Source organism: Streptomyces sp. NPDC001927 (genome assembly GCF_053594455.1).
On record NZ_JBSFEN010000005.1, the window covers coordinates 102,104 to 124,509 of the forward strand.

Here is a 22,406-nt window from a genome sequence, read left to right on the forward strand (position 1 = left end):
AGGCTGCCGTCATGTGCGGAATCGTGGGGTACGTCGGCGGGCAGTCGGCGCTTGATGTGGTGATCGCGGGCCTCAAGCGGCTCGAGTACCGGGGCTACGACTCGGCCGGTGTCGCGGTGCTCTCCGACGGAGGTCTCGCCGCGGCCAAGAAGGCGGGCAAGCTCGTCAACCTGGAGAAGGAGCTGGTGGACCGGCCGCTGTCGAGCGGCTCCACCGGTATCGGACACACCCGCTGGGCCACCCACGGCGGGCCGACCGACACCAACGCGCACCCGCATCTCGACAACGCGGGACGGGTGGCCGTCGTCCACAACGGGATCATCGAGAACTTCGCCGCCCTGCGCGCGGAGCTGGAGGAGCGGGGGCACGATCTCGCGTCCGAGACGGACACCGAGGTCGTCGCCCATCTGCTCGCCGAGGAGTTCTCCTCCTGCGGGGACCTCGCGGAGGCGATGCGGCTGGTGTGCCGGCGGCTCGACGGGGCGTTCACCCTGGTCGCCGTGCACGCGGACGAGCCGGACGTCGTCGTCGGGGCCCGGCGGAACTCGCCCCTGGTCGTGGGCGTCGGCGAGGGCGAGTTCTTCCTCGCCTCGGACGTGGCCGCGTTCATCGCGCACACCCGCGCGGCCATCGAACTGGGCCAGGACCAGGTCGTGAAGCTGACCCGGGAGGGCGTCGAGGTCACCGACTTCGCCGGCACCCCCGCCGACGTACGGGCGTACCACGTCGACTGGGACGCCTCGGCCGCCGAGAAGGGCGGCTACGACTACTTCATGCTCAAGGAGATCGCCGAGCAGCCGAAGGCCGTCGCCGACACGCTGCTCGGCCGCATCGACGGGGAGGGCCGGCTCCGGCTCGACGAGGTGCGCATCCCCGACGCGGTCCTGCGCGAGGCCGACAAGATCGTGATCATCGCGTGCGGCACGGCCTTCCACGCCGGGATGATCGCGAAGTACGCCATCGAGCACTGGACCAGGATCCCCTGCGAGGTGGAGCTGGCCAGCGAGTTCCGCTACCGCGACCCCATCCTCGGCCAGCGGACCCTCGTCATCGCGATCTCCCAGTCCGGCGAGACCATGGACACGCTCATGGCGCTGCGCCACGCGCGCGAACAGGGCGCCAAGGTACTCGCCGTCTGCAACACCAACGGGTCGACCATCCCGCGCGAGTCCGACGCCGTGCTCTACACACACGCGGGGCCCGAGGTCGCCGTCGCGTCGACGAAGGCGTTTCTGACCCAGCTCGTGGCCTGCTATCTGCTCGCGCTGTACCTCGGGCAGGTGCGCGGGACCAAGTGGGGCGACGAGATCCACGCCGTCATCCGCGACCTCGCCCGGATCGCCGACGAGGTCGAGCGCGTCCTGGAGACCATGGAGCCGGTGCGCGCCCTCGCCCGCTCGCTCGCCCACAAGGACACCGTGCTCTTCCTCGGCCGGCACGTCGGCTACCCCGTGGCCCTCGAAGGCGCGCTGAAGCTCAAGGAACTCGCGTACATGCACGCCGAGGGCTTCGCGGCGGGCGAGCTGAAGCACGGGCCGATCGCCCTCATCGAGCAGGACCTGCCGGTGGTGGTGGTCGTGCCGTCACCGCGCGGGCGGTCGGTCCTGCACGACAAGATCGTCTCCAACATCCAGGAGATCCGGGCGCGCGGAGCGCGGACCATCGTGATCGCGGAGGAGGGCGACGAGACCGTCGTCCCGTACGCCGACCATCTGATCCGCATCCCGGCAACGCCTACGCTGCTTCAGCCGCTGGTCTCCACCGTGCCGCTGCAGGTCTTCGCCTGCGAACTCGCGACCGCGCGGGGCAACGAGGTGGACCAGCCGCGGAACCTGGCGAAATCTGTGACCGTGGAGTGAGCGAATGATCATCGGGGTGGGGATCGACGTGGCGGAGATCGACCGCTTCGCGGCGTCGATCGAACGGACGCCGGGGCTGCTGCGCCGTCTCTTCGTCGAGCGCGAGCTGATGCTGCCGAGCGGCGAGCGGCGCGGCACCGCGTCCCTCGCGGTCCGCTTCGCCGCCAAGGAGGCCGTGGCCAAGGCCCTCGGCGCGCCGGCGGGCCTGCACTGGACGGACGCGGAGGTCTACGTCGAGTCCAGCGGCCAGCCCCGGCTGCGCGTCCGTGGCACGGTCGCGGCCCGCGCGGCGGAGCTGGGCGTCCGCCACTGGCACGTCTCGCTCAGCCATGACGCGGGCGTCGCGTCGGCGGTGGTGATCGCGGAGGGGTGAGCGCCGGGGCGGGGTGAGGGCGTGGGTCCGGGGGCCCTGCCTGGTCGCCTATCGGCCGGGCAGGGCCCCCGGGTTCGCGCGCGGACCGGGGCCACGGGAGTGGGCGCGCGCGTTCGTGGCCGCCTGCCTTAGGGCCGCTTGGGCTTCCGTCGGGTGCGGTGGCGGGTGAGCAGGACGGTGGCTCCGCCGAGGACGGCGAGAGCGGTGGCGGCGAGGGCGGTCGGGAGGACGGTGCTGCCGGTTGCGGCGAGGCTGTTGGTGCCGTCACCGCCGCCTACGGTGCCGGTGCCGGTGTCGGGTGGTGCTGGTGTGGACGGCGGTACGGGCGTCGTGGAATCCGTGGGCTGTGTCGGCTCTGTCGGCTCTGTGGGGGCCGGGCTGCTCGGGTCGGTGGTGGGCGTGGGCGCCGTCGGTGTGGGAGTCGGGGTCGTCGGCGTCGGCTCAGGCTCCGGTTCTGGTGTGCGGCGTTGGGTCTGGGTGATCGAGCCTCCCGCCACCGTGTAGAGCGTGTGGGCCTCCGTGTCGAGTGCCAGGGCCGACGGGCGTTCCCCTGTCGTGATCGTCTCCGTCACCGCCGCCCGCTCCGGGTCCACGACCGCCACCGCGGAGGCGCCGGTCTGGGCCGCGTACAGGGTCTTGGTGCCCGGGTCGTACGCGAGGGCCTTCGGGTTGCCCTCGACCGGGATCGTGCCGGTCACCTTCTGAGCCGTCAGGTCGACGGCCGAGACCGTGCCGGCCGCCAGGTTCGCGACGTATCCCGTGCGGGTCGTCGGGTCGACCGCCACGCCCATGCTGCCGAGCGCCGTCGAGCCGAGGCTCACCGTGCCCGTGAGGCGTCCGGTCGTCCCGTCGACGGCGTTGAGGACGTTCTTGTAGACGACGGAGCCGTTCTCCATCGCGCCGCCCACGTACGTCGCGTACCCGGTGTGGTGGACCGTGTCGACGGCCAGGCCCGCGGGGTGGAACGGCAGGACCACGGGCTCGGCGACCGCCCGGGCCGTTCCGGTGTCGTACACCGTCACCGACTTGGCGGCCTGGTTGCCGACGTAGAGGCGTCCCTGCCCCGGGTCCGCCGCGAGCAGCGAGACGCTGCCCGTGACCGGGACGACGTCGTCCGCGAGTGTGCGGCTCGTCGGGTCGTACGCGGCGATACGGGTGGACAGGCCCAGGTACAGCCGGCCGGAGCCGCCGAGGGCGAGCACCGTGGCCGGGGCGGGGAGGGCGACGGGTTCGCCGACGAGGGTGCCGGTGGCCGTGTCGTACGTGCTGAGGCGGTGGGCCGTGCCGTCGCTGCTGCTCACGTAGAGGCGGTCGGCGGCCGGGTCGACCTCGGCGTCGAGGGCGTCGCCGAGGGGCGGGCGGATGGTGCGTACGTTCTCGTGCGTCGCGGGGGCGGTGGTGGTCGACGGGGCGGGCGCCGCCACCGCCGTGCCCGTGAGGGCGACGGCGACGGCGGCGGCCAGGGTCAGGGCGTTTCTCACTGGAAGGTCACCGGGATGTAGACGTCGTACTTCCGGTCCGCGCTGTCGTAGTGGTCCGCGCGGGTGACGATCGCGCAGTTCACGCCGGACTGGCCGCAGGTGACGGTGTCGGAGATCTTCGCCTTGACGTGGATCTGGACGCTGAACGAGCCGAGGCCGGCCGATTCCGTGTACGGGGAGGAATTGGAGGGCGAGAGCCAGTACCAGTCGCTGTTCACCCAGTGCGACGCGCCGGTCGTGCCCGACTGGTCCTGGCCGCCGAGGCAGGGTGTGGGCTTGCTGTTCCAGGTGGCCGGATCGGCCGGGTTCACCCCCGCGGGTATCGCGCAGAGGCCGACGTAGACGCCCTGGTCGGGGTTGTAACCGGAGCCGCTGACGGTGACGTTGGCGCCGGCCGCGGGGGCGGTGGCGGGTGCGGTGAGGGAGAGGTTGTAGGTGCGGGAGCCGTCGGTGACGGTCCGGCCTGCGGTCGCGGCGGAGGCGGTGGAGGCGAGGCCGAGGGTGAGCGCGGCGGCGGAGGCGAGGGTGAGCGCGGTGCGGCTGATGGTGCGCATGGCGGAGGAGGCCTTCCCTGAGCGAGGTGTGATGCCTGGTTAGGTAAGGCAAACCTAAGTTGATCGGTGAGGGGGCGTCAACCCTCGCTTCCGGGACGGGGCTTGGCGGGTGGGGCAGACTGCGGGCATGCGTACCGCTTACCGCGTGGAGACCGTACGGGCCGCCGAGGCCGAGCTGATGGCAGCGCTGCCCGAAGGCGCGCTCATGCAACGGGCGGCGGCGGGGCTCGCCGCCGCGTGCCTGTCGCTGCTCGGCCGGGGCCATGTGTACGGGGCCAGGGTCGTGCTGCTCGTCGGCAGCGGGGACAACGGCGGCGACGCCCTCTACGCGGGCGTCCGGCTCGCGCGGCGCGGGGCGGGTGTGACGGCCGTCCTGCTCGGCGCGCGGGCCCACGAGCGCGGGCTCGCCGCGCTGCTCGCCGCCGGGGGGCGGGTGGCGGAGGACCCGTTCGAGGCGCTCGCCGTGGCCGATCTGGTCGTCGACGGGATCACCGGGATCGGCGGGCAGGGGGGCTTGCGTCCGGACGCGGTCCCGGTCGCGCGGGCCGCGCGCGGCTCGGACGCGGTCGTGGTCGCCGTCGACCTGCCGAGCGGCGTGGACGCCGACACGGGGCGGGTCGCGGGGGAGGCGCTGCGGGCGGACGCGACGGTGACCTTCGGGGCGTACAAGCCGGGTCTGCTCATCGACCCGGCGCGCGAGTACGCGGGGGCGCTGCGGCTCGTGGACATCGGGCTCGGGGAGACCCTGCCGTCGGTGCCGGACTTCGAGGCGCTGCAACACGAGGACGTGGCACGGCTGTTGCCCGTGCCGGGCGCGGAGAGCGACAAGTACCGGCGCGGTGTGGTCGGCGTCGTGGCCGGCTCCGCGCGCTACCCGGGCGCGGCGGTGCTCGCGGTGACCGGCGCGCTGCGGGGCGGTGCGGGGGCGGTGCGGTACGTGGGGCCGGCCGGGGACGCGGTGATCGCGCGCCACCCGGAGGCGCTGGTGCAGGCGGGGTCGCCCGGGAAGGCGGGCCGGGTCCAGGCGTGGGTGGTCGGGCCGGGCCTCGGCGACGAGCGGTCGGGGGTCGCGGAGGTCCTCGCCTCGGACGTACCGGTCCTGGTGGACGCGGACGGGCTCGCGGGCCTCGACGCGACGGCGGTACGGGCGCGCACGGCACCGACCCTGCTCACCCCGCACGCGGGCGAGGCGGCGGCGCTGCTGGGTGTCTCACGGGAGTCGGTGGAGGCGGAGCGCCTCGCGGCCGTACGGGAGCTGGCGGGGCGCTTCGGGGCGACGGTGCTCCTGAAGGGCTCGACGACGCTGGTGGCGGACGAGTCGGGTCCGGTACGGGTGAACCCGACGGGCACGTCCTGGCTGGCGACGGCGGGCAGCGGCGACGTCCTGTCTGGCCTGGCGGGCTCCCTACTGGCGGCGGGCCTGCGTGCACGTGACGCGGGCTCGGCGGCGGCGTACCTCCACGGGCTGGCGGCGCGGCGCGCGTCGGCCGGGGGCGTGTCGGGGGGCATGTCGGGGACGTCGGCCGGTACGTCGGCCGGCGCGCCGATCGTGGCGGGCGACGTGGCGGAGGCCCTGCCGGCCGCGTGGCGCGACGTGGTGTCCGGGTAGGAGGCCCCCACCCCACCCCTTCCCGAAACCCTGCCGGGGGCTGGGGAGGGGCGGGGTGGGGGTGGGGCTGTGCCCCGGGCCCCCTGAGGGGGCGCGGCGGCTTCGCGCCGCGGTGGGGGTTACGGTCCTGAGTCCCTGCGGGGCGCGCGGGGTGGGTGTGGGGTGTACGGCCCCGGACCCCTGCGGGGGACGCGGCGGCTTCGCGCGCCGCGGTGGGGGAGGGGGCACGGCCTCGAACCTCTCCGGGATCGCGGCGGCTTCGGGCCGGGGTGGGGGCACGGCTCTGACTCCCGCACGGATGTGGCGGCTTCGCGCCGCGGTGGGTGTGGGGGGCGCGCTGCGGAAGGCGCGGCGGCTTCGCAGGGGCCGGGGCACGGGCCCCGAACCCCTGCCGGGGCGCGGCGGGTTCGTGCCGTGGATCGGGGTAGGGGCATCGGCTGTGGGCGGGGCCCGTTGCGTGGTGCCGCGCAGGTCCGGTTGGCCCGTCGGTAAGCGTGGGGGCGGCGGCTGAGCCACGCCGAGGGGTGTAAGGGTGACCGGGGCTACAGCGGAGGTAAGCGGCCCTGGAGCTGACACCTGAGAGACTGGGCGCGATGACTGAGACACCGCCGCCCCGACGAGCCCGCGCCGAGATCGACCTCGGTGCGCTGCGTGCGAACGTTCGTACGCTGCGTGCCCGCGTCGCGCCCCACGTCCAGGTGATGGCCGTGGTCAAGGCCGACGCGTACGGCCACGGCGCCCTCCGCTGCGCCCGCGCCGCGCTCGAAGCGGGCGCCACCTGGATCGGCACCGCCACCCCGCACGAGGCGCTCGCGCTGCGGGCCGCCGGGATCACCGACGCGCGGATCCTGTGCTGGCTCTGGACCCCGGGCGACCCCTGGGCCGAGGGCATCGAGGCCGGGCTCGACATGACCGTCAGTGGGATGTGGGCCCTTCGGGAGGTTGTCCAAGCCGCACTGGAGTGCGGGACGCCCGCTCGTATTCAGCTCAAGGCCGATACCGGGCTCGGGCGCAACGGGTGTCAGCCCGCCGACTGGCCCGAACTCGTCGGTGAGGCCCTCAAGGCCCAGAAGGACGGGCTCGTCACCGTCACCGGGCTCTGGTCGCACTTCGCCTGCGCCGACGAGCCCGGCCACCCCTCCATCGCCTCCCAGCTCGACGTCTTCCGCTCGATGCTCGACTACGCCGAGAAGGCCGGCGTCGAGCCCGAAGTGCGGCACATCGCCAACTCCCCGGCCACCCTCACCCTCCCCGAGACCCACTTCGATCTTGTTCGGCCCGGGATCGCCATGTATGGCGTATCGCCCAGTCCCGAAGTCGGCACCCCTGCCGACTTCGGGTTGCGGCCCGTCATGTCGCTCATCGGCAGCGTCGCGCTCGTCAAGGACGTGCCCGCCGGGCACGGGGTCAGTTACGGGCACCACTACGTCACCCCGAGCGAGACCACCCTCGGGCTCATCCCGCTCGGGTACGCCGACGGCGTCCCGCGCCACGCCTCCGGACGCGGCCCCGTCCTCGTCGGCGGCCGGATCCGGCGGGTGGCCGGGCGGGTCGCCATGGACCAGTTCGTCGTCGACCTCGGCGGCGACGCCGTCGAGCCCGGTGCCGAGGCCGTGCTCTTCGGCCCCGGCGACCGGGGCGAGCCCACCGCCGAGGACTGGGCCCAGGCCGCCGACACCATCGCGTACGAGATCGTCACCCGCATCGGCGCCCGCGTTCCGCGCGTCTATGTGAACGGGTAAGCGAACGAGTAAGGACCTATCCAACAGGGAGCGTCAGTGAGTGAGTCCAGCACCGACAACTGGCGGCGTGCCGGGCTCGCCGGTGCCGCGATAGGCGTCCTGGCCGCCGGCGCGGCGGCCGGCGTGGCCATCGAGCGGCTCACCGTCGGGCGCGGCATGCGGCAGAAGGCCCGGCTCGCCCTCGACGCCTCCGCGCCCTACGGCTCCCTGCGCGGCACCCCCGGCAAGGCGCCCGCCGACGACGGCACCGCGCTGTACTACGAGGTCGACGAGGTCGAGTCGGACGCCCCCGCGCCCCGCCGCCGGCGGCTCTTCGGCCGCAAGGCGCCCGCGCCCGTCACCGTCGTCTTCAGCCACGGCTACTGCCTCGGCCAGGACTCCTGGCACTTCCAGCGCGCGGCCCTGCGCGGCCTCGTCCGTACCGTCTACTGGGACCAGCGCAGCCACGGACGGTCCGAGCGCGGCCGCGCCCAGTCCGGGCCCGACGGCCTGCCGGTCTCCATCGACCAGCTGGGCCGCGACCTCAGGGCCGTCATCGACGCCGCCGCCCCCGAAGGACCCCTGGTCCTGGTCGGGCACTCGATGGGCGGCATGACGATCATGGCGCTCGCCGACCGCTACCCGGAGCTGATCCGCGAGCGGGTCGTCGGCGTCGCCTTCGTCGGTACGTCGGCGGGGAAGCTGGGCGAGGTGAACTACGGACTGCCGATGGCCGGGGTCAACGCGGTGCGGCGGGTCCTGCCGGGCGTCCTGAAGGCCCTCGGTTCGCAGGCGGAACTCGTCGAGCGGGGGCGCAGGGCCACGGCCGACCTGTTCGCCGGGCTGATCAAGAAGTACTCGTTCTCGTCCCGCGAGGTCGACCCCGCCGTCGCCCGCTTCGCGGAGCGGATGATCGAGGCCACCCCGATCGACGTGGTCGCGGAGTTCTACCCGGCCTTCGCCGAGCACGACAAGGCGGCCGCGCTCGCGGCCTTCCGCGACCTGCCCGTCCTCGCCCTCGCCGGTGACCGCGACCTCGTCACCCCCAGCTCGCACACGGAGGCCATCGCCGATCTGCTCCCGGACGCCGAGCTGGTCATCGTGCCCGACGCCGGGCACCTGGTGATGCTGGAGCACCCGGAAGCCGTGACGGACCGGCTCGCCGACCTCCTCGCGAAGGTCGGAGCGGTGCCCGCGACGGCGGCGAACGCGGGGGCCGGCAACAGCTAGGTTGGGCCGTATGGAAGAACCGCACGCCGTGGAAACCCCGCACTCCACCGCCCACCTCGACATCGACTCGCCCGAGGCGATGCAGGAGCTCGGCCGCCGCCTCGCCAAGCTGCTCCGCCCCGGCGACCTCGTCATGCTCACCGGCGAGCTCGGCGCCGGGAAGACCACCCTCACCCGCGGCCTCGGCGAGGGCCTCGGCGTGCGCGGCGCCGTCACCTCCCCGACCTTCGTCATCGCCCGCGTCCACCCGTCCCTGGTCGGCGGGCCCGCGCTGGTCCACGTCGACGCGTACCGCCTGGGCGGCGGCCTCGACGAGATGGAGGACCTCGACCTGGACGTCTCGCTGCCCGAGTCCGTGGTCGTCGTGGAGTGGGGCGACGGCAAGGTCGAGGACCTCACGGACGACCGGCTGCACGTGCTCATCCACCGGGTCGTCGGCGACACGGACGACGACCGGCGCACGGTGGTGCTGCGCGGGATCGGTACGCGGTGGGCGACGGAGGACCTCGCGCTGAGCTGAGTCCCGAGGCGCGACCCGGTGCGAGTCCCGAGGTGACCGCTTTGAGCTGAACGTACGTAGGTTCCGACAAGGTGTCGGCAAGATGTTGCGTCGGCCCCACGCGCCGTGGTGACATGGATGCACGAGCTGGTTAGGTGAACCTAACCTACGGGAGGCATGCATGGCGACGCCGGAGCGCGAGCACGCGGAAGCGCGGCCGCGGAGGGGCACGTCGATGAGCGAGCTGCTGGCGTCCTGTGCCGCGGCGGAAGCGGTGTCGACACCCCCGCGCACCCCCGAGCACACGCAGGAAACGGACGCCGCCGAGCCGTCGCGCGAGCAGGGGATCCTCGGGGCCGAGCGCGAGGCTGCGTAACCCGTACGGGTGAGGCCAGTCCCGTAAGACGTCAAGCGTCCTACGGAACGACGACGACCTTCGCGCCGATCGACGCGAACGTCCACATCGCGTCCCCGTCCGCGCGCTTCATCCGGATGCCGCCCGTCTTCCGCGTCGGGTCCGGCTTGGGCAGTGTGCCGTCGACTGCCGCGCTGAAGCCGATCGAGACGTCCTGCTCCGTCGTGAACCGCACCACGTGCTCGATCTGCACGCCGTCCGAGCCGGTGACCGAACCCGAGCGGGACGTCACCTTGTACGCCCCCGGGGCCGGGTGGACCGTGCTCGGCATGACCGAGAAGGACGACGTGGCCTGGCCCTTCGCGTCCACCAGCCACACCCGGCGCTCGGTGAGCGCGTACACCACGCGCGCGCCGGTGCCCGAGTCAGCCGGAACGGCGAGCGGGTCCTTCACGGGCTTCTTGGGGCCGCCGGTCGGGGCCGTCGAGGGCGCCGTGCTCGGGGCCGTCGGCTTGGCCGAGACGTCCGCCGGAGCGTTCGCCGACGCCTGGTAGGCGAGGAAGGCGACCGCGGCGATCGCCGCCGCCGTGAGCCCGGCCACGAATCCCGAGCTGCTCCGTGCCACCCTGCTGCCCACCTTTCGTACGTACGTATCGGTCGTGACGGTAGCAGTCGCGGGCCACCGGGACGGGGCGCCGTGCGGACCGCCCGGGAGCCGTAGGCTGTTTGCGTGCTCTTGCTCGCCATGGATACCGCCACACCCGCCGTCACCGTCGCCCTCCACGACGGCGACTCCGTCGTCGCCGAGTCGCGGCAGATCGACGCCCGCCGCCACGGGGAGCTGCTGCTGCCCGCCGTCGACCGGGTCCTCGCCGAGGCCGGGCTGAAGCTCGACGCGGTCACCGGCATCGTCGTCGGCGTGGGGCCGGGGCCGTACACCGGACTGCGCGTCGGGCTCGTCACGGCCGCGACCTTCTCCTCCGCCCTCGGCGTGCCCGTGCACGGCCTGTGCACGCTGGACGGGCTCGCGTACGCCTCCGGGATCGAGGAGCCGTTCGTCGTCGCGACGGACGCGCGCCGCAAGGAGGTCTACTGGGCGCGGTACGAGAACTCTCGTACGCGCGTCACCGACGCGGCCGTCGACCGGCCCGCCGAGATCGCCGAGCAGGTCGCCGGGCTGCCGGTCGTCGGCGCGGGCGCCCGCCTGTACCCCGAGGTCTTCCCCGACGCCCGCGACCCCGAGCACCAGTCGGCGGGCGCGCTCGCCGCCCTGGCGGCGGAGCGGATCGCCGCGGGCGGCGACGGCTTCCTCGACCCGCTGCCGATGTACCTGCGCCGCCCCGACGCCCAGGTGCCGAAGAACTACAAGGTGGTCACGCCCAAGTGACCGCCGTGACGTCCACGAGCGGCGCCGTCCTGCGCGAGATGCGCTGGTGGGACATCGCGCCCGTGCTCGTCCTCGAACACGAGCTGTTCCCCGAGGACGCCTGGTCCGAGGGGATGTTCTGGTCCGAGCTGGCCCACGCACGCGGGCCCGCCGCCACCCGCCGCTATGTGGTGGCGGAGGCCGAGGGGAAGCTCGTCGGGTACGCCGGGCTCGCCGCCGCCGGCGGCCTCGGCGACGTCCAGACGATCGCCGTCGCCCGCGACCAGTGGGGCACCGGGCTCGGCGCCCGGCTCCTCACCGACCTCCTCCAGCACGCCACCGCGTTCGAATGCGACGAGGTGCTGCTCGAGGTACGGGTGGACAACACCCGGGCCCAGAAGCTGTACGAGCGCTTCGGCTTCGAGCCGATCGGCTTCCGGCGCGGCTACTACCAGCCGGGCAACGTCGACGCGCTCGTCATGCGACTGACCGTCCAGGCAACCGAGACCGAAACCGAAACTGGAACTGAGACTGATTCCGATGGCTGCTGACGAACCGCTCGTACTCGGCATCGAGACCTCCTGCGACGAGACCGGCGTCGGTATCGTCCGGGGGACGACGCTGCTCGCCGACGCCATCGCCTCCAGCGTCGACACCCACGCCCGCTTCGGCGGCGTCGTGCCCGAGATCGCCTCCCGCGCGCACCTGGAGGCCATGGTCCCGACCATCGAGCGCGCCCTGAAGGAAGCCGGCGTCTCGGCCCGCGACCTCGACGGCATCGCCGTCACCGCCGGCCCCGGCCTGGCCGGTGCGCTGCTCGTCGGCACCTCGGCGGCGAAGGCGTACGCGTACGCGCTCGGCAAGCCGCTGTACGGCGTGAACCACCTGGCCTCGCACATCTGCGTCGACCAGCTGGAGCACGGCCCGTTGCCCGAGCCCACCATGGCGCTGCTCGTCTCCGGCGGGCACTCCTCGCTGCTGCTCGCCCCGGACATCACCGCCGACGTCCGGCCGATGGGCGCGACCATCGACGACGCGGCCGGCGAGGCCTTCGACAAGATCGCGCGCGTCCTCGACCTCGGCTTCCCCGGCGGCCCGGTCATCGACCGGCTCGCCAAGGAGGGCGACCCGAAGGCGATCAACTTCCCGCGCGGCCTGTCCGGCTCCAAGGACCCCGCGTACGACTTCTCCTTCTCCGGCCTGAAGACCGCGGTCGCCCGCTGGATCGAGGCCAAGCGCGCGGCGGGCGAGGAGGTGCCGGTACGGGACGTGGCGGCGTCCTTCCAGGAGGCCGTCGTCGACGTGCTCACCCGTAAGGCCGTACGGGCCTGCAAGGACGAGGGCGTCGACCACCTGATGATCGGCGGCGGGGTCGCGGCCAACTCGCGGCTGCGTGCGCTGGCGCAGGAGCGGTGCGAGCGGGCCGGTATCCGGCTGCGGGTGCCCCGGCCCAAGCTGTGCACCGACAACGGCGCGATGGTGGCGGCCCTGGGCGCGGAGATGGTCGCCCGCAACCGGCCGGCCTCCGACTGGGAGCTGTCGGCGGACTCGTCGCTTCCGGTGACGGACCCGCACGTGCCGGGCGCGGCTCACGGGCACGCGCACGACCACGACCACGTGCACGAGACCAGCAAGGAGAACCTCTACTCATGAGGGTCGCCCTGATGTGGGAGGCGCGGGCCGTCCAGGGCCGGGGCGCCGAGCTCCTGGAGTGGGCGCGGGCGCAGGAGCTCGCCCACGAGCCGCTGCGCCGCGAGTCCTTCCGCGCCCCGCAGGACCGGGTGCTCGTCCTGACCTGGTGGGACGCGGAGGCGCTCGACGCCGAGCTGCCGGAGCTGCCCGAGCCGGCGGCGGACCTGGTCACCCGGCCGGTGCACCGCTGGCGCTTCGAGGCCGTGGACTGAGGGAACCCGCAGGTCCCGTATCGCATCCTCCACGGCGTGACTCTCGGCGTGGACAAGAAGATCGTGACCTGGGCGGCACTGACCGCCGCCGCACTGCTCATATCCGGCTGCGGCGGCACGGCCGGAGCGGACACCGCGACCGCTCCCACGAGACCGGCCTCGCCCACGACGGCCCCCGCCGACGGCAAAGCCCCCGATCAGGCCGCCCAGGCCTCCGCCGCGTACAAGAAGTGGGGCCTGAAGCCCTTCGCCGCGCCGCCCGCCCCGCCGCGGACCAAGCCGGTGACGCGGAAGCCCGGGGAGCCGGTCCCCGTCATCAGCGACATACCGACCGAGGACAAGGTCGTCTTCATCACGATCGACGACGGGGCCGAGAAGGACCCCGAGTTCGTGAAGATGATGGAGGAGCTCAAGGTTCCGGTGACGATGTTCCTCACCGACTCCGCGATACGCGCCGACTACGGCTACTTCAAGCCGCTCACCGCCCTCGGCAACGGCGTCGCCAACCACACCCTCACCCACCCCAATCTCCGCACCCTCGGCCGGTCCGCCCAACAGCACGAGATATGCGGCCAGCAGACGAAGCTGGAGAAGGAGTACGGGACGACCCCGCGCCTCTTCCGCCCGCCCTACGGCAACTGGAACGAGGACACCCGCGCGGCCGCCGGCGCGTGCGGCGTGGACGCGATCGTGCTGTGGCGCGAGTCGATGCAGATCAAGAACATGCAGTACCAGCGCGGCGACAAGAAGCTGCACCCCGGCGACATCATCCTGGCCCACTTCCGGGGCCCGGCCGAGCTCAAGGGCACGACGATGACCCGGATGACGGCCAACATGCTCCGCCACATCCAGGAGCAGGGCTTCACGGTGGCCCGCCTGGAGGACTACGTCTAAAAAGATTTCTCCTCGTGGTGTCGATGCGGGCCGAGCCCGTTCGACGTATGAGTGAAAGGCGGGGAACGGCCCCGCCCGCCACGCAAGGAGAACGACCATGCCCCGCTACCTGACGATGATCCGGATCGAAGAGGGCTCCTTCGAGATGGAGGACGCCGACCCCGGGTTCGACGAGCGCATGGGCGCGCTCTTCGAGGAGATCACCAAGGCCGGCGTGATGCTGGAGACGGCCGGGCTGAAGCCGACCAAGGAGGGCAAGCGCGTCGTCTGGGAGGGCGGGACGATCTCGTACACCGACGGCCCGTTCACCGAGACCAAGGAGGTCATCGGCGGCTACTCGATCACCCAGTGCCGTGACCTGGCCGAGGCGACCGAGTGGGCGAAGCGGTTCCTCGAGGTCCACCCGCCGCAGTGGAAGGTGGGCTGCGAGGTGCGCGAGATCGAAGAGATGTGACGCGGCCGGGGCGGGTGGTGTCATGGTTGATCCATGACCGCACCCGCCCCCGGCGCCGTCGAGACCGTCTTCCGGATGGAGTCGCCGCGGATCATCGCCGCCGTCGCGCGGATCGTCCGTGACGTCGGCATCGCCGAGGAGATCGCCCAGGACGCCTTCGTCGCCGCCCTGGAGCAGTGGCCCCGCACGGGCGTGCCGGACCGGCCGGGGGCATGGCTGACGGCCGCCGCGAAGAACCGTGCCGTGGACCTCGTACGGCGCCGTGAGACGTACGCGCGCAAGCTGGCCGAGGTCGGCCGGGAGCTGCCGGAGGCCTCCTACGACCCGGAGCCGTCCGGGCCCGGTGACATCGACGACGACCTGCTGCGGCTGATCTTCACCTCCTGCCACCCGGTGCTCACCGCGGAGGCGCGGACCGCGCTGACCCTGCGGCTCGTCGGCGGCCTGCGCACGGACGAGATCGCCCGCGCCTTCCTCGTACCGGAGGCGACGGTCGCGCAGCGGATCGTCCGGGCGAAGCGGACGCTGGCGAAGGCGGGCGTGGAGTTCGAGGTGCCGTACGGGGAGGAGCGGGCGGCCCGGCTCGGCTCGGTCCTGGACGTCATCTACCTGATCTTCAACGAGGGGTACGCGGCGACGGCGGGCGACGACCTGCTGCGCCCCGCGCTCTGCGAGGACGCGCTGCGCCTCGCCCGGGTGCTCGCGGGGCTCATGCCGAAGGAGGGCGAAGTCCACGGCCTGGCGGCCCTGTTGGAGATCCAGGCCTCGCGGACGGCGGCCCGGACGGGGCCGGACGGGAAGCCGGTCCTGATCGCCGAGCAGAACCGGAGCCGCTGGGACCGGCGGCTCATCCTCCGCGGCTTCGAGGCCCTCGCGCGGGCCGCCGAGTGCGGTCCGTACGGTCCGTACGCCCTCCAGGCCGCCATCGCCGCCTGCCACGCGAAGGCGGCCACGTACGAGGAGACGGACTGGCGGACGATCGCCGGTCTCTACGGGCGGCTCGCGGCCGTCGCGCCGTCCCCGGTGGTCGAGTTGAACCGCGCGGTCGCCGTCTCGATGGCCGAGGGGCCGGAGGCCGGCCTCGCCCTCGTCGACGCCCTGGCGGCCGAAGGCGCCCTGACCGGCTACCACTTGCTGCCGAGCGTCCGCGGCGACCTGCTGTCCCGCCTCGGCCGACCGACCGAGGCCCGCGCCGAGTTCGAACGGGCGGCCTCGCTGACCCGTAACGAGCGGGAGCGGGAGCTTCTGCGGGAGCGGGCGGAACGTGCGGATCCGAAGCGGGCTGCGGATCGGGTCGAACGGGCGGACGGGCGGGGCGCGTCGGAGGCTCGATAGGGTCGGCGGTATGTCCCCACGCGCCCCCCTGCCTCCCCCTCCGCCGCCCGCCGAGATACAGAGCTGGCCCGACCGTGAGGCCCGACTGGCCGACCGGGGGCGGGCGATGGCCGAGCTGAACCGCCGTCTGCTGGGCGGAGCCCGGCTGTCGGTCTTCCTGGCGTGGGTGGCGACCCTCCAGCTCGGCTGGGGGATCTGCGGCGCCGGGTTCATCATGCTGGACGAGTCCCTCGACCCGTTCTCGGGCCTGTTCGCCTGCTTCTTCGTGGCCTTCGGGCTCTGTGCCGTGGTCCCCGCCGTCTTCTTCCTCGCCCGGGGCTTCCGCCGCGACCGCCAGGCGCGGGAGCGGCTGGTCCTGTGGGCCGCCCTGGACGGCGACCGCGAGGCCGACGCGCGGCTGCGCGAGCCCGTGCTGAGCACGGTCTGGCTGCTGGTCTCGTTCGCCTTCTGCGCCGTCGGCCTCTGGGTCTCCCTTGCCGCGCCCGCGGAGCTGGTCGGCCCGGGACGCGGCGGATACGGGCTGGTCACCTACCTCATGGGGGCGGCGCTCGGACTCTGGATCAACGGCCTGATCGGCGCGACGAAGGCGATCAACCACTACCGGCTGGCGGTCCGGCTGGTGGCCTAGGGCCTACGCCGGAGCCCAGGGCTCAGGCTTTCGCCGGTCCGCCGATCAGCATCGTCGGCGCGCCCGCGACGCGGGTCAGGAAGACCGTGGCGGCGTTCGGGCCCTTCGGCTTGACCCGGCGGCGGATCTCCTCCGGCTCGACCGCCGAACCGCGCTTCTTCACCGTCAGCGTGCCGACCTCGCGCTCGCGCAGCAGGGCCTTCAACTTCTTCAGGTTGAAGGGGAGTTCGTCGGTGATCTCGTACGCCGTGGCGAACGGGGTCGGCGTGAGGGCGTCCGCCGTGACGTACGCGATCGTCTCGTCGATCAGGCCGCCGGACAGCTCTTCGGCGACCTCCGCGACCAGGTGCGCGCGGATGACGGCGCCGTCCGGCTCGTAGAGGTACCGCCCGAGCGGGCGCACCGCCGGGTCGGGCAGGCCGCGCCCGGTCAGGCTCGCGCCGGCGGGCAGGAGGGTCGCGCGGCGCGCGCCGGGGGAGGTGCCGAACCAGAGCACGGCCTCCTTCACGTCCCCGCCGTCCGAGATCCACTCCGCCTCGGCCTCCTCCGGCACCGCCTCGTGCGGGATGCCCGGGGCGATCTTCAGCGCCGCGTGCGGGGCCTTGCGGGCGGCCTCGACCGCCCAGGAGAGCGGCGGCGAGTACGCCTCCGGGTCGAAGATCCTGCCCCGGCCGCCACGCCGCGCCGGGTCCACGAAGACGGCGTCGTACGGGCTCGTGTCGATCTCGGTCACGTCCGCGCACCGCACCTCGATCAGCTCGGCGAGCCCGAGCGCCTCGGCGTTGGCGCGGGCGGCCGCCGCCGTCAGCGGGTCGCGGTCGACGGCCAGGACCGCGATCCCGGCCCGGGCGAAGGCGAGGGCGTCCCCGCCGATCCCGCCGCACAGGTCGGCCACCGAGCGCACCCCGAGCGCGCGGAGCCGCTCCGCGCGGTAGGTCCCGACCGTCGCCCGGGTCGACTGCTCTACGCCGTGCGGGGTGAAGTACATCCGGTACGCGTCCTCGGCGCCGAACTTCGCCACCGCGCGCTGCCTCAGCCGGGCCTGCCCGAGGGCGGCCGAGACCAGTTCGGCGGGGTGCTCGCGGCGCAGCCGGGAGGCGACGGCCAGCTCCTGGGCGGGGTCGTAGTCGCGCAGGGCGGCGAGCAGCGTCTGGCCCTCGGGGGCGAGCAGGGCGGTGAAGTCGGCGAGGTCGGTCACCCGTCCCATTGTGGGCCAGCCGGGGGATGGTGCGGGTCGGGTGGCGGTGTCGACGGCCGTGCGGGTCGATCCGCTGACAGGATGCGGCGCCATGCAGCTAGTACGACAAGCAGAGGAAATGCGCTCGAAGCGGGCGGCGGCGCGCCTCCGCCGCTCGATGGGCGCCGCACTGGTCGTCGCCGCGCTCGGGTCCGCGTGCGCGGGCCCCTCCGGCGACGGGGGGAACGCCGGGGACGGCCGCAAGGGCCCCGAGCATCCCGCCGCCGGTCAGCCGCAGGCGCCGGGCGCGGCCGCCGCGCTCGACGCGTACGTCGAGAAGGTCCGCGAGCGCCGCGCCGCGCGGATCGTCGCCGCCAAGAAGTGGGGCCTGGACCGGCCGCCCCTCGAAGCGCCCGCCCCGCCCGCCGTGAAGCCGAAGATCACCACCCGCAAGGGCTTCGAGACGGACGGCGAGGGCCTGCCGCCGGTCTTCACCACGGTGCCGACGAAGGAGAAGATCGTCTTCCTGACGATCGACGACGGCGCCGAGAAGGACCCGGAGCTGCTGCGCATGATGAGCGAGCTGAGGATCCCGTACAGCGCCTTCCTCAGCGACTACCTCGTCAAGGAGGACTACGGCTACTTCAAGAAGATGCAGGACGCCGGGGTCTCCCTGCACAACCACACCCTCAACCACCGCTACCTGCCCGGGCTCTCGTACAGCGCGCAGAAGCGGGAGATCTGCGGGATGCAGGACGTCATCGAGAAGCGGTACGGGAAGCGGCCCCCGCTCTTCCGGCCGCCGTACGGCAACTACAACGAGGACACCCTGCGCGCGGCGGGGACGTGCGGCGTGAAGGCGGTGCCGCTGTGGGCCTCGGAGGCGTTCCCGGACCGGATGGAGTGGCGCGAGTGGGACCGGGACCTGCACCCCGGCGACATCGTGCTCACGCACTTCCGGGGCAAGGGGGACTGGAAGGGCTCGATGCCCGACATGGTGCGCCGGGTGATGAAGACGATCACGGCCAAGGGGTACGCGGTCGCGAAGCTCGAGGACTACGTGTGAGCCGGGCGCGCCGGCCGCTGCTCGGCCTCGCGCTGGCCGGCGCGCTCCTGGCGATCTCGGGGTGCGCGTCCTCCGTGGACCCGATCGAGCGCCTGGGCCGCAAGGCGGCGCAGCGGCTCGACACCCGCGTGGGGGAGCGCGGCGAGGGCGGAGCGCTCTCGGGGACGGCGGCCCGGGTCCTGCACCGGCTCGCGCGGCTCGACGACGGCTTCGTCGACTCAGGGCAGGACCGGCAGCGCGCCGGACATCGCGAGGGGCGATGACCCGCGGTCCGCCGCGGTAGGGGCGGACGCGGGCGTGGACGGGGAGCCGGGCGTGGATGCGGGTGCGGAGATCGGGTTGGGCGCGGGTTCCGGGTCGGGATGGGCGTACGACCACTCCTCCGCCGCGATGAGCAGCGTCGCCAGGCCGAGCAGCCCCATGGCGAGGAACTGACCCCCGGCCGTCCAGACCCAGCCGCCCCGCAGCATCGCGACGGCGAGGAGCAGGGCGGCGCCGGTGACCACGCCGAAGACGATCACGGGCACCCAGTCCATCGGCGGCTCCGGAGTCGCCGGATCCAGCCGGCCGGCGCCCAGCTTCCGCGCGGCCAGGAAGACGGCCGCGGCGAACGCGAGCACGCACTCCAGGACCAGGAACACCACTCCGGTGGCGATGTCGACTCCCGTGCGGACCGGGCGGCGTGAGGTTGTCATGTCCGCACCTTCGTACGGAACCTCCGGGTCCGCCGAGCCGTTTCCCGTACCGAGACCGAATCGAACGCGACGCGGTACGGAACCGCCGCGCGGCCGCCACGCGGCACTGAATTGGCACTCCGCTTGACCGAGTGCTAATCGCGGTCATAGTCTCGGCTCTGGCACTCCCCACTGGAGAGTGCCAACACAGCGACGGGCAGGTCCGGCACCCGCGACGACGGATCCACCTGGTCGCCACCTCAGACAGTTAACCCCGTGAGATCTCCGAAGGGGGAGGTCGGATCGTGACGACCACCAGCTCCAAGGTTGCCATCAAGCCGCTCGAGGACCGCATCGTGGTCCAGCCGCTCGACGCCGAGCAGACCACCGCCTCTGGCCTGGTCATCCCGGACACCGCGAAGGAGAAGCCCCAGGAGGGCGCCGTCCTCGCCGTGGGCCCGGGCCGCTTCGAGAACGGCGAGCGTCTTCCGCTCGACGTCCAGGTCGGCGATGTCGTGCTGTACAGCAAGTACGGCGGCACCGAGGTGAAGTACAACGGCGAGGAGTTCCTCGTCCTCTCGGCTCGCGACGTGCTCGCGATCATCGAGAAGTAATTCACCGAAGTATCTGAAACAGATGCTTTGAGCTGCGCCCCTGACCCCGCACCGGGCGTCCGGGGCGCAGTTCGTTTCACCAGTTTCACCACGAATTCCGAGAGGGCTGAATCGCTCCCATGGCGAAGATCCTGAAGTTCGACGAGGACGCCCGTCGCGCCCTTGAGCGCGGCGTCAACAAGCTTGCCGACACGGTGAAGGTGACGATCGGCCCCAAGGGCCGCAACGTCGTCATCGACAAGAAGTTCGGCGCCCCCACCATCACCAACGACGGTGTCACGATCGCCCGCGAGGTCGAGATCGAGGACCCGTACGAGAACCTCGGTGCCCAGCTGGTGAAGGAGGTGGCGACCAAGACCAACGACATCGCGGGTGACGGCACCACCACCGCCACCGTGCTCGCCCAGGCGCTCGTCCGCGAGGGTCTGCGCAACGTCGCCGCCGGCGCCTCCCCGGCCGCCCTGAAGAAGGGCATCGACGCCGCGGTCAAGGCCGTCTCCGACGAGCTGCTCGCGACCGCCCGTCCGATCGAGGACAAGTCCGACATCGCCGCCGTGGCCGCGCTCTCCGCGCAGGACCAGCAGGTCGGCGAGCTCATCGCCGAGGCGATGGACAAGGTCGGCAAGGACGGTGTCATCACCGTCGAGGAGTCCAACACCTTCGGCCTGGAGCTCGACTTCACCGAGGGCATGGCCTTCGACAAGGGCTACCTGTCCCCGTACATGGTGACCGACCAGGAGCGTATGGAGGCCGTCCTCGACGACCCGTACATCCTGATCAACCAGGGCAAGATCTCCTCGATCCAGGACCTCCTGCCGCTCCTCGAGAAGGTCATCCAGGCCGGCTCCTCCAAGCCGCTGCTGATCATCGCCGAGGACGTCGAGGGCGAGGCCCTGTCGACCCTGGTCGTCAACAAGATCCGTGGCACCTTCAACGCCGTGGCCGTCAAGGCCCCCGGCTTCGGCGACCGCCGCAAGGCGATGCTCGGCGACATGGCCACCCTCACCGGTGCCACCGTCATCGCCGAGGAGGTCGGCCTCAAGCTCGACCAGGCCGGTCTGGACGTGCTGGGCACCGCCCGCCGCGTGACGATCACCAAGGACGACACCACCATCGTCGACGGTGGCGGCAACTCCGAGGACGTCGCGGGCCGCGTCAACCAGATCAAGGCCGAGATCGAGTCCACCGACTCCGACTGGGACCGCGAGAAGCTCCAGGAGCGCCTCGCGAAGCTGGCCGGCGGCGTGTGCGTGATCAAGGTCGGCGCCGCCACCGAGGTGGAGCTGAAGGAGAAGAAGCACCGTCTGGAGGACGCCATCTCCGCGACCCGCGCCGCGGTCGAGGAGGGCATCGTCTCCGGTGGTGGCTCCGCTCTGGTCCACGCCGTCAAGGTCCTCGAGGGCAACCTCGACAAGACCGGCGACGAGGCCACGGGTGTCGCGGTCGTCCGCCGCGCCGCCGTCGAGCCGCTGCGCTGGATCGCCGAGAACGCCGGCCTCGAGGGCTACGTCATCACCTCGAAGGTCGCCGAGCTCGACAAGGGCCAGGGCTTCAACGCCGCCACCGGCGAGTACGGCGACCTGGTCAAGGCCGGCGTCATCGACCCGGTCAAGGTGACGCGCTCCGCGCTGGAGAACGCCGCCTCGATCGCCTCCCTCCTCCTCACCACCGAGACCCTCGTGGTGGAGAAGAAGGAAGAGGAGCCGGCGGACGCGGGCCACGGCCACGGCCACGGTCACTCGCACTGACGCGACGCGCGGCCGATCGCTCGCTCGTAGCTGATCACTGAGGTCCGGTGTCCCCGAGAGGGGCGCCGGACCTCGGCGTTTTCCCCGCTCCTCTTTCTCGCTCCTACCCTTCCACCGCGCCGAGCTGCCCCATGAGCCCGAGCAGGTCGTACTGCCACCAACCCTCCGTGATCTTGCCGTCCTCGCGGCACTGGTGGATGGTCGTGCCGGTCATGGAGACCTTCATGCCGGTGGGCTGGAGCCCCATGAAGTCGCCGGTGTGCGTGCCGATCCAGGTCCACCGGGTGCACACGCGGTCGCCCTCCGCGATCTGGTCGTTGATGGTGAAGGCGAAGTCGAAGCCCGCCCGCCACATCTCCACCTCTCGGCGGACCGCGTCCATGCCGATGACGTCCTGCTCGTTGGTCGGATCGTGGTCGTGGTACCCCTCCGCCAGCACCTCGTCGAGCGGCGGCAGCTCGCCCTCGGAGGCCATGAGCTCGAAGAGGCGGCGCGCGTTGGACTTGTACAGCTGCTCGTCCCGGATGATGTCGAGATCCGTGAACGTCGGCATCTCGTCACAGAGCGCGACCATCTCCCGGAAGATGCGATCCGTCTCCGGGAGCTGTGAGTTGGTCATCGCGACCTCGTAGGAGGGGAACTCCACGATCTCCACGAGGTGGGACGAGTCCGAGCGGTCCTTGCCGATGACACTGTGCGTGGCCGTCCGCTTGCCCTTGGTCTGTTCGACCCACTTGTCCATGAGCCGGTTCAGGTCGTCGAACCGACTGGTCTTGCAATCGATTATCTGTACGAAAGTCATGGTGCCTCCCGGACCGGGTGGGACACCTCCAGTCTAGGTCCGGGGCCGTCCCGGGCCCTGGCA

25 protein-coding genes are annotated in these 22,406 nt (G+C 72.5%); 19 read left to right on the top strand and 6 right to left on the bottom strand.

Annotated features, from left to right (window positions below):
* The first annotated feature begins 11 nt into the window (after positions 1–11).
* Positions 12–1,859 (top strand): glutamine--fructose-6-phosphate transaminase (isomerizing), encoded by a 1,848-nt coding sequence (gene glmS, locus ACWCO8_RS14430; protein ID WP_451032477.1) that lies wholly within the window; start codon positions 12–14, stop codon positions 1,857–1,859.
* A 4-nt stretch (positions 1,860–1,863) separates the two neighbouring features.
* A complete protein-coding gene (locus ACWCO8_RS14435; RefSeq protein WP_362013670.1) occupies positions 1,864–2,232 on the top strand; it encodes a holo-ACP synthase in 369 nt (122 codons plus the stop codon).
* Positions 2,233–2,360: 128 nt separating this feature from the next.
* On the opposite strand, the gene ACWCO8_RS14440 is transcribed toward ACWCO8_RS14435, so the two are convergent.
* Positions 2,361–3,713: a YncE family protein gene (locus ACWCO8_RS14440; protein WP_451032478.1), complete on the bottom strand. Its 1,353-nt coding sequence runs from the start codon at positions 3,711–3,713 to the stop codon at positions 2,361–2,363.
* Entirely contained in the window at positions 3,710–4,267 is a 558-nt protein-coding gene (locus ACWCO8_RS14445; protein ID WP_451032479.1) for a hypothetical protein, read from the bottom strand. Before ACWCO8_RS14445 ends, ACWCO8_RS14440 begins: the two co-directional genes overlap by 4 nt.
* A 127-nt stretch (positions 4,268–4,394) precedes the next feature.
* Between ACWCO8_RS14445 and ACWCO8_RS14450 the strand changes: the two genes are divergently transcribed.
* From ACWCO8_RS14450 to ACWCO8_RS14470, 5 genes are all read left to right on the top strand, one after another.
* On the top strand, positions 4,395–5,876 hold the full coding sequence (locus ACWCO8_RS14450; RefSeq protein ID WP_451032480.1) for an NAD(P)H-hydrate dehydratase: 1,482 nt from the start codon (positions 4,395–4,397) through the stop codon (positions 5,874–5,876).
* 593 nt (positions 5,877–6,469) lie between these two features.
* On the top strand, positions 6,470–7,618 hold the full coding sequence (gene alr, locus ACWCO8_RS14455) for an alanine racemase (protein ID WP_451032481.1): 1,149 nt from the start codon (positions 6,470–6,472) through the stop codon (positions 7,616–7,618).
* 36 nt (positions 7,619–7,654) lie between these two features.
* A complete protein-coding gene (locus tag ACWCO8_RS14460) occupies positions 7,655–8,827 on the top strand; it encodes an alpha/beta fold hydrolase (protein WP_362013678.1) in 1,173 nt (390 codons plus the stop codon).
* Positions 8,828–8,837: 10 nt separating this feature from the next.
* Positions 8,838–9,347: a tRNA (adenosine(37)-N6)-threonylcarbamoyltransferase complex ATPase subunit type 1 TsaE gene (tsaE, locus tag ACWCO8_RS14465; protein WP_451032482.1), complete on the top strand. Its 510-nt coding sequence runs from the start codon at positions 8,838–8,840 to the stop codon at positions 9,345–9,347.
* A gap of 214 nt (positions 9,348–9,561) precedes the next feature.
* Positions 9,562–9,702 carry a hypothetical protein gene (locus ACWCO8_RS14470; protein ID WP_451032483.1) on the top strand — a complete coding sequence of 47 codons (141 nt, stop codon included), beginning with the start codon at positions 9,562–9,564 and terminating at the stop codon, positions 9,700–9,702.
* A gap of 40 nt (positions 9,703–9,742) precedes the next feature.
* Here ACWCO8_RS14470 and ACWCO8_RS14475 read toward each other — a convergent pair whose 3' ends face one another.
* Positions 9,743–10,306 (bottom strand): hypothetical protein, encoded by a 564-nt coding sequence (locus tag ACWCO8_RS14475; protein ID WP_451032484.1) that lies wholly within the window; start codon positions 10,304–10,306, stop codon positions 9,743–9,745.
* 105 nt (positions 10,307–10,411) lie between these two features.
* On the opposite strand from ACWCO8_RS14475, the gene tsaB reads away from it, so the two are divergent.
* The 8 genes from tsaB (at position 10,412) to ACWCO8_RS14515 (ending at position 16,262) form a co-directional block, all read left to right on the top strand.
* Complete coding sequence (gene tsaB, locus ACWCO8_RS14480) at positions 10,412–11,068, top strand: tRNA (adenosine(37)-N6)-threonylcarbamoyltransferase complex dimerization subunit type 1 TsaB (protein ID WP_451032485.1); 657 nt, start codon at positions 10,412–10,414, stop codon at positions 11,066–11,068.
* A gap of 38 nt (positions 11,069–11,106) precedes the next feature.
* A complete protein-coding gene (gene rimI, locus ACWCO8_RS14485; protein WP_362013890.1) occupies positions 11,107–11,598 on the top strand; it encodes a ribosomal protein S18-alanine N-acetyltransferase in 492 nt (163 codons plus the stop codon).
* Positions 11,588–12,700 (top strand): tRNA (adenosine(37)-N6)-threonylcarbamoyltransferase complex transferase subunit TsaD, encoded by a 1,113-nt coding sequence (gene tsaD / locus ACWCO8_RS14490; RefSeq protein ID WP_451032486.1) that lies wholly within the window; start codon positions 11,588–11,590, stop codon positions 12,698–12,700. Before rimI ends, tsaD begins: the two co-directional genes overlap by 11 nt.
* On the top strand, positions 12,697–12,951 hold the full coding sequence (locus ACWCO8_RS14495) for a hypothetical protein (RefSeq protein ID WP_362013688.1): 255 nt from the start codon (positions 12,697–12,699) through the stop codon (positions 12,949–12,951). The genes tsaD and ACWCO8_RS14495 overlap by 4 nt, the downstream gene beginning before the upstream one ends.
* A 36-nt stretch (positions 12,952–12,987) precedes the next feature.
* Positions 12,988–13,845: a polysaccharide deacetylase family protein gene (locus ACWCO8_RS14500; protein WP_451032487.1), complete on the top strand. Its 858-nt coding sequence runs from the start codon at positions 12,988–12,990 to the stop codon at positions 13,843–13,845.
* 97 nt (positions 13,846–13,942) lie between these two features.
* Complete coding sequence (locus ACWCO8_RS14505) at positions 13,943–14,299, top strand: YciI family protein (RefSeq protein WP_362013692.1); 357 nt, start codon at positions 13,943–13,945, stop codon at positions 14,297–14,299.
* Between the two features lie 33 nt (positions 14,300–14,332).
* Positions 14,333–15,634, top strand: a complete 1,302-nt coding sequence (locus tag ACWCO8_RS14510) for an RNA polymerase sigma factor (protein WP_451032488.1) — start codon at positions 14,333–14,335, stop codon at positions 15,632–15,634.
* A gap of 10 nt (positions 15,635–15,644) precedes the next feature.
* Positions 15,645–16,262 carry a hypothetical protein gene (locus tag ACWCO8_RS14515; protein ID WP_362013696.1) on the top strand — a complete coding sequence of 206 codons (618 nt, stop codon included), beginning with the start codon at positions 15,645–15,647 and terminating at the stop codon, positions 16,260–16,262.
* A 22-nt stretch (positions 16,263–16,284) separates the two neighbouring features.
* Here ACWCO8_RS14515 and ACWCO8_RS14520 read toward each other — a convergent pair whose 3' ends face one another.
* Positions 16,285–17,469 carry a THUMP-like domain-containing protein gene (locus ACWCO8_RS14520; RefSeq protein WP_451032489.1) on the bottom strand — a complete coding sequence of 395 codons (1,185 nt, stop codon included), beginning with the start codon at positions 17,467–17,469 and terminating at the stop codon, positions 16,285–16,287.
* Between the two features lie 109 nt (positions 17,470–17,578).
* Between ACWCO8_RS14520 and ACWCO8_RS14525 the strand changes: the two genes are divergently transcribed.
* Complete coding sequence (locus ACWCO8_RS14525) at positions 17,579–18,505, top strand: polysaccharide deacetylase family protein (RefSeq protein WP_451032490.1); 927 nt, start codon at positions 17,579–17,581, stop codon at positions 18,503–18,505.
* A complete protein-coding gene (locus tag ACWCO8_RS14530) occupies positions 18,502–18,768 on the top strand; it encodes a hypothetical protein (protein WP_451032491.1) in 267 nt (88 codons plus the stop codon). The genes ACWCO8_RS14525 and ACWCO8_RS14530 overlap by 4 nt, the downstream gene beginning before the upstream one ends.
* Here ACWCO8_RS14530 and ACWCO8_RS14535 read toward each other — a convergent pair.
* A complete protein-coding gene (locus ACWCO8_RS14535) occupies positions 18,724–19,200 on the bottom strand; it encodes a DUF6234 family protein (protein WP_451032492.1) in 477 nt (158 codons plus the stop codon). The genes ACWCO8_RS14530 and ACWCO8_RS14535 overlap by 45 nt on opposite strands.
* Before the next feature lie 284 nt (positions 19,201–19,484).
* Between ACWCO8_RS14535 and groES the strand changes: the two genes are divergently transcribed.
* Together groES and groL are read left to right on the top strand one after the other, a co-directional pair.
* The gene (groES, locus tag ACWCO8_RS14540) at positions 19,485–19,793 is read left to right on the top strand and encodes a co-chaperone GroES (RefSeq protein ID WP_024756677.1); all 309 of its coding nucleotides are present in this window, start codon (positions 19,485–19,487) and stop codon (positions 19,791–19,793) included.
* Positions 19,794–19,912: 119 nt separating this feature from the next.
* Positions 19,913–21,541, top strand: a complete 1,629-nt coding sequence (gene groL, locus ACWCO8_RS14545; protein WP_362013704.1) for a chaperonin GroEL — start codon at positions 19,913–19,915, stop codon at positions 21,539–21,541.
* 103 nt (positions 21,542–21,644) lie between these two features.
* Here the strand turns inward: groL and ACWCO8_RS14550 are convergent, their stop codons facing one another.
* The gene (locus tag ACWCO8_RS14550) at positions 21,645–22,343 is read right to left on the bottom strand and encodes an ester cyclase (RefSeq protein WP_362013706.1); all 699 of its coding nucleotides are present in this window, start codon (positions 22,341–22,343) and stop codon (positions 21,645–21,647) included.
* Positions 22,344–22,406 lie beyond the last annotated feature (63 nt).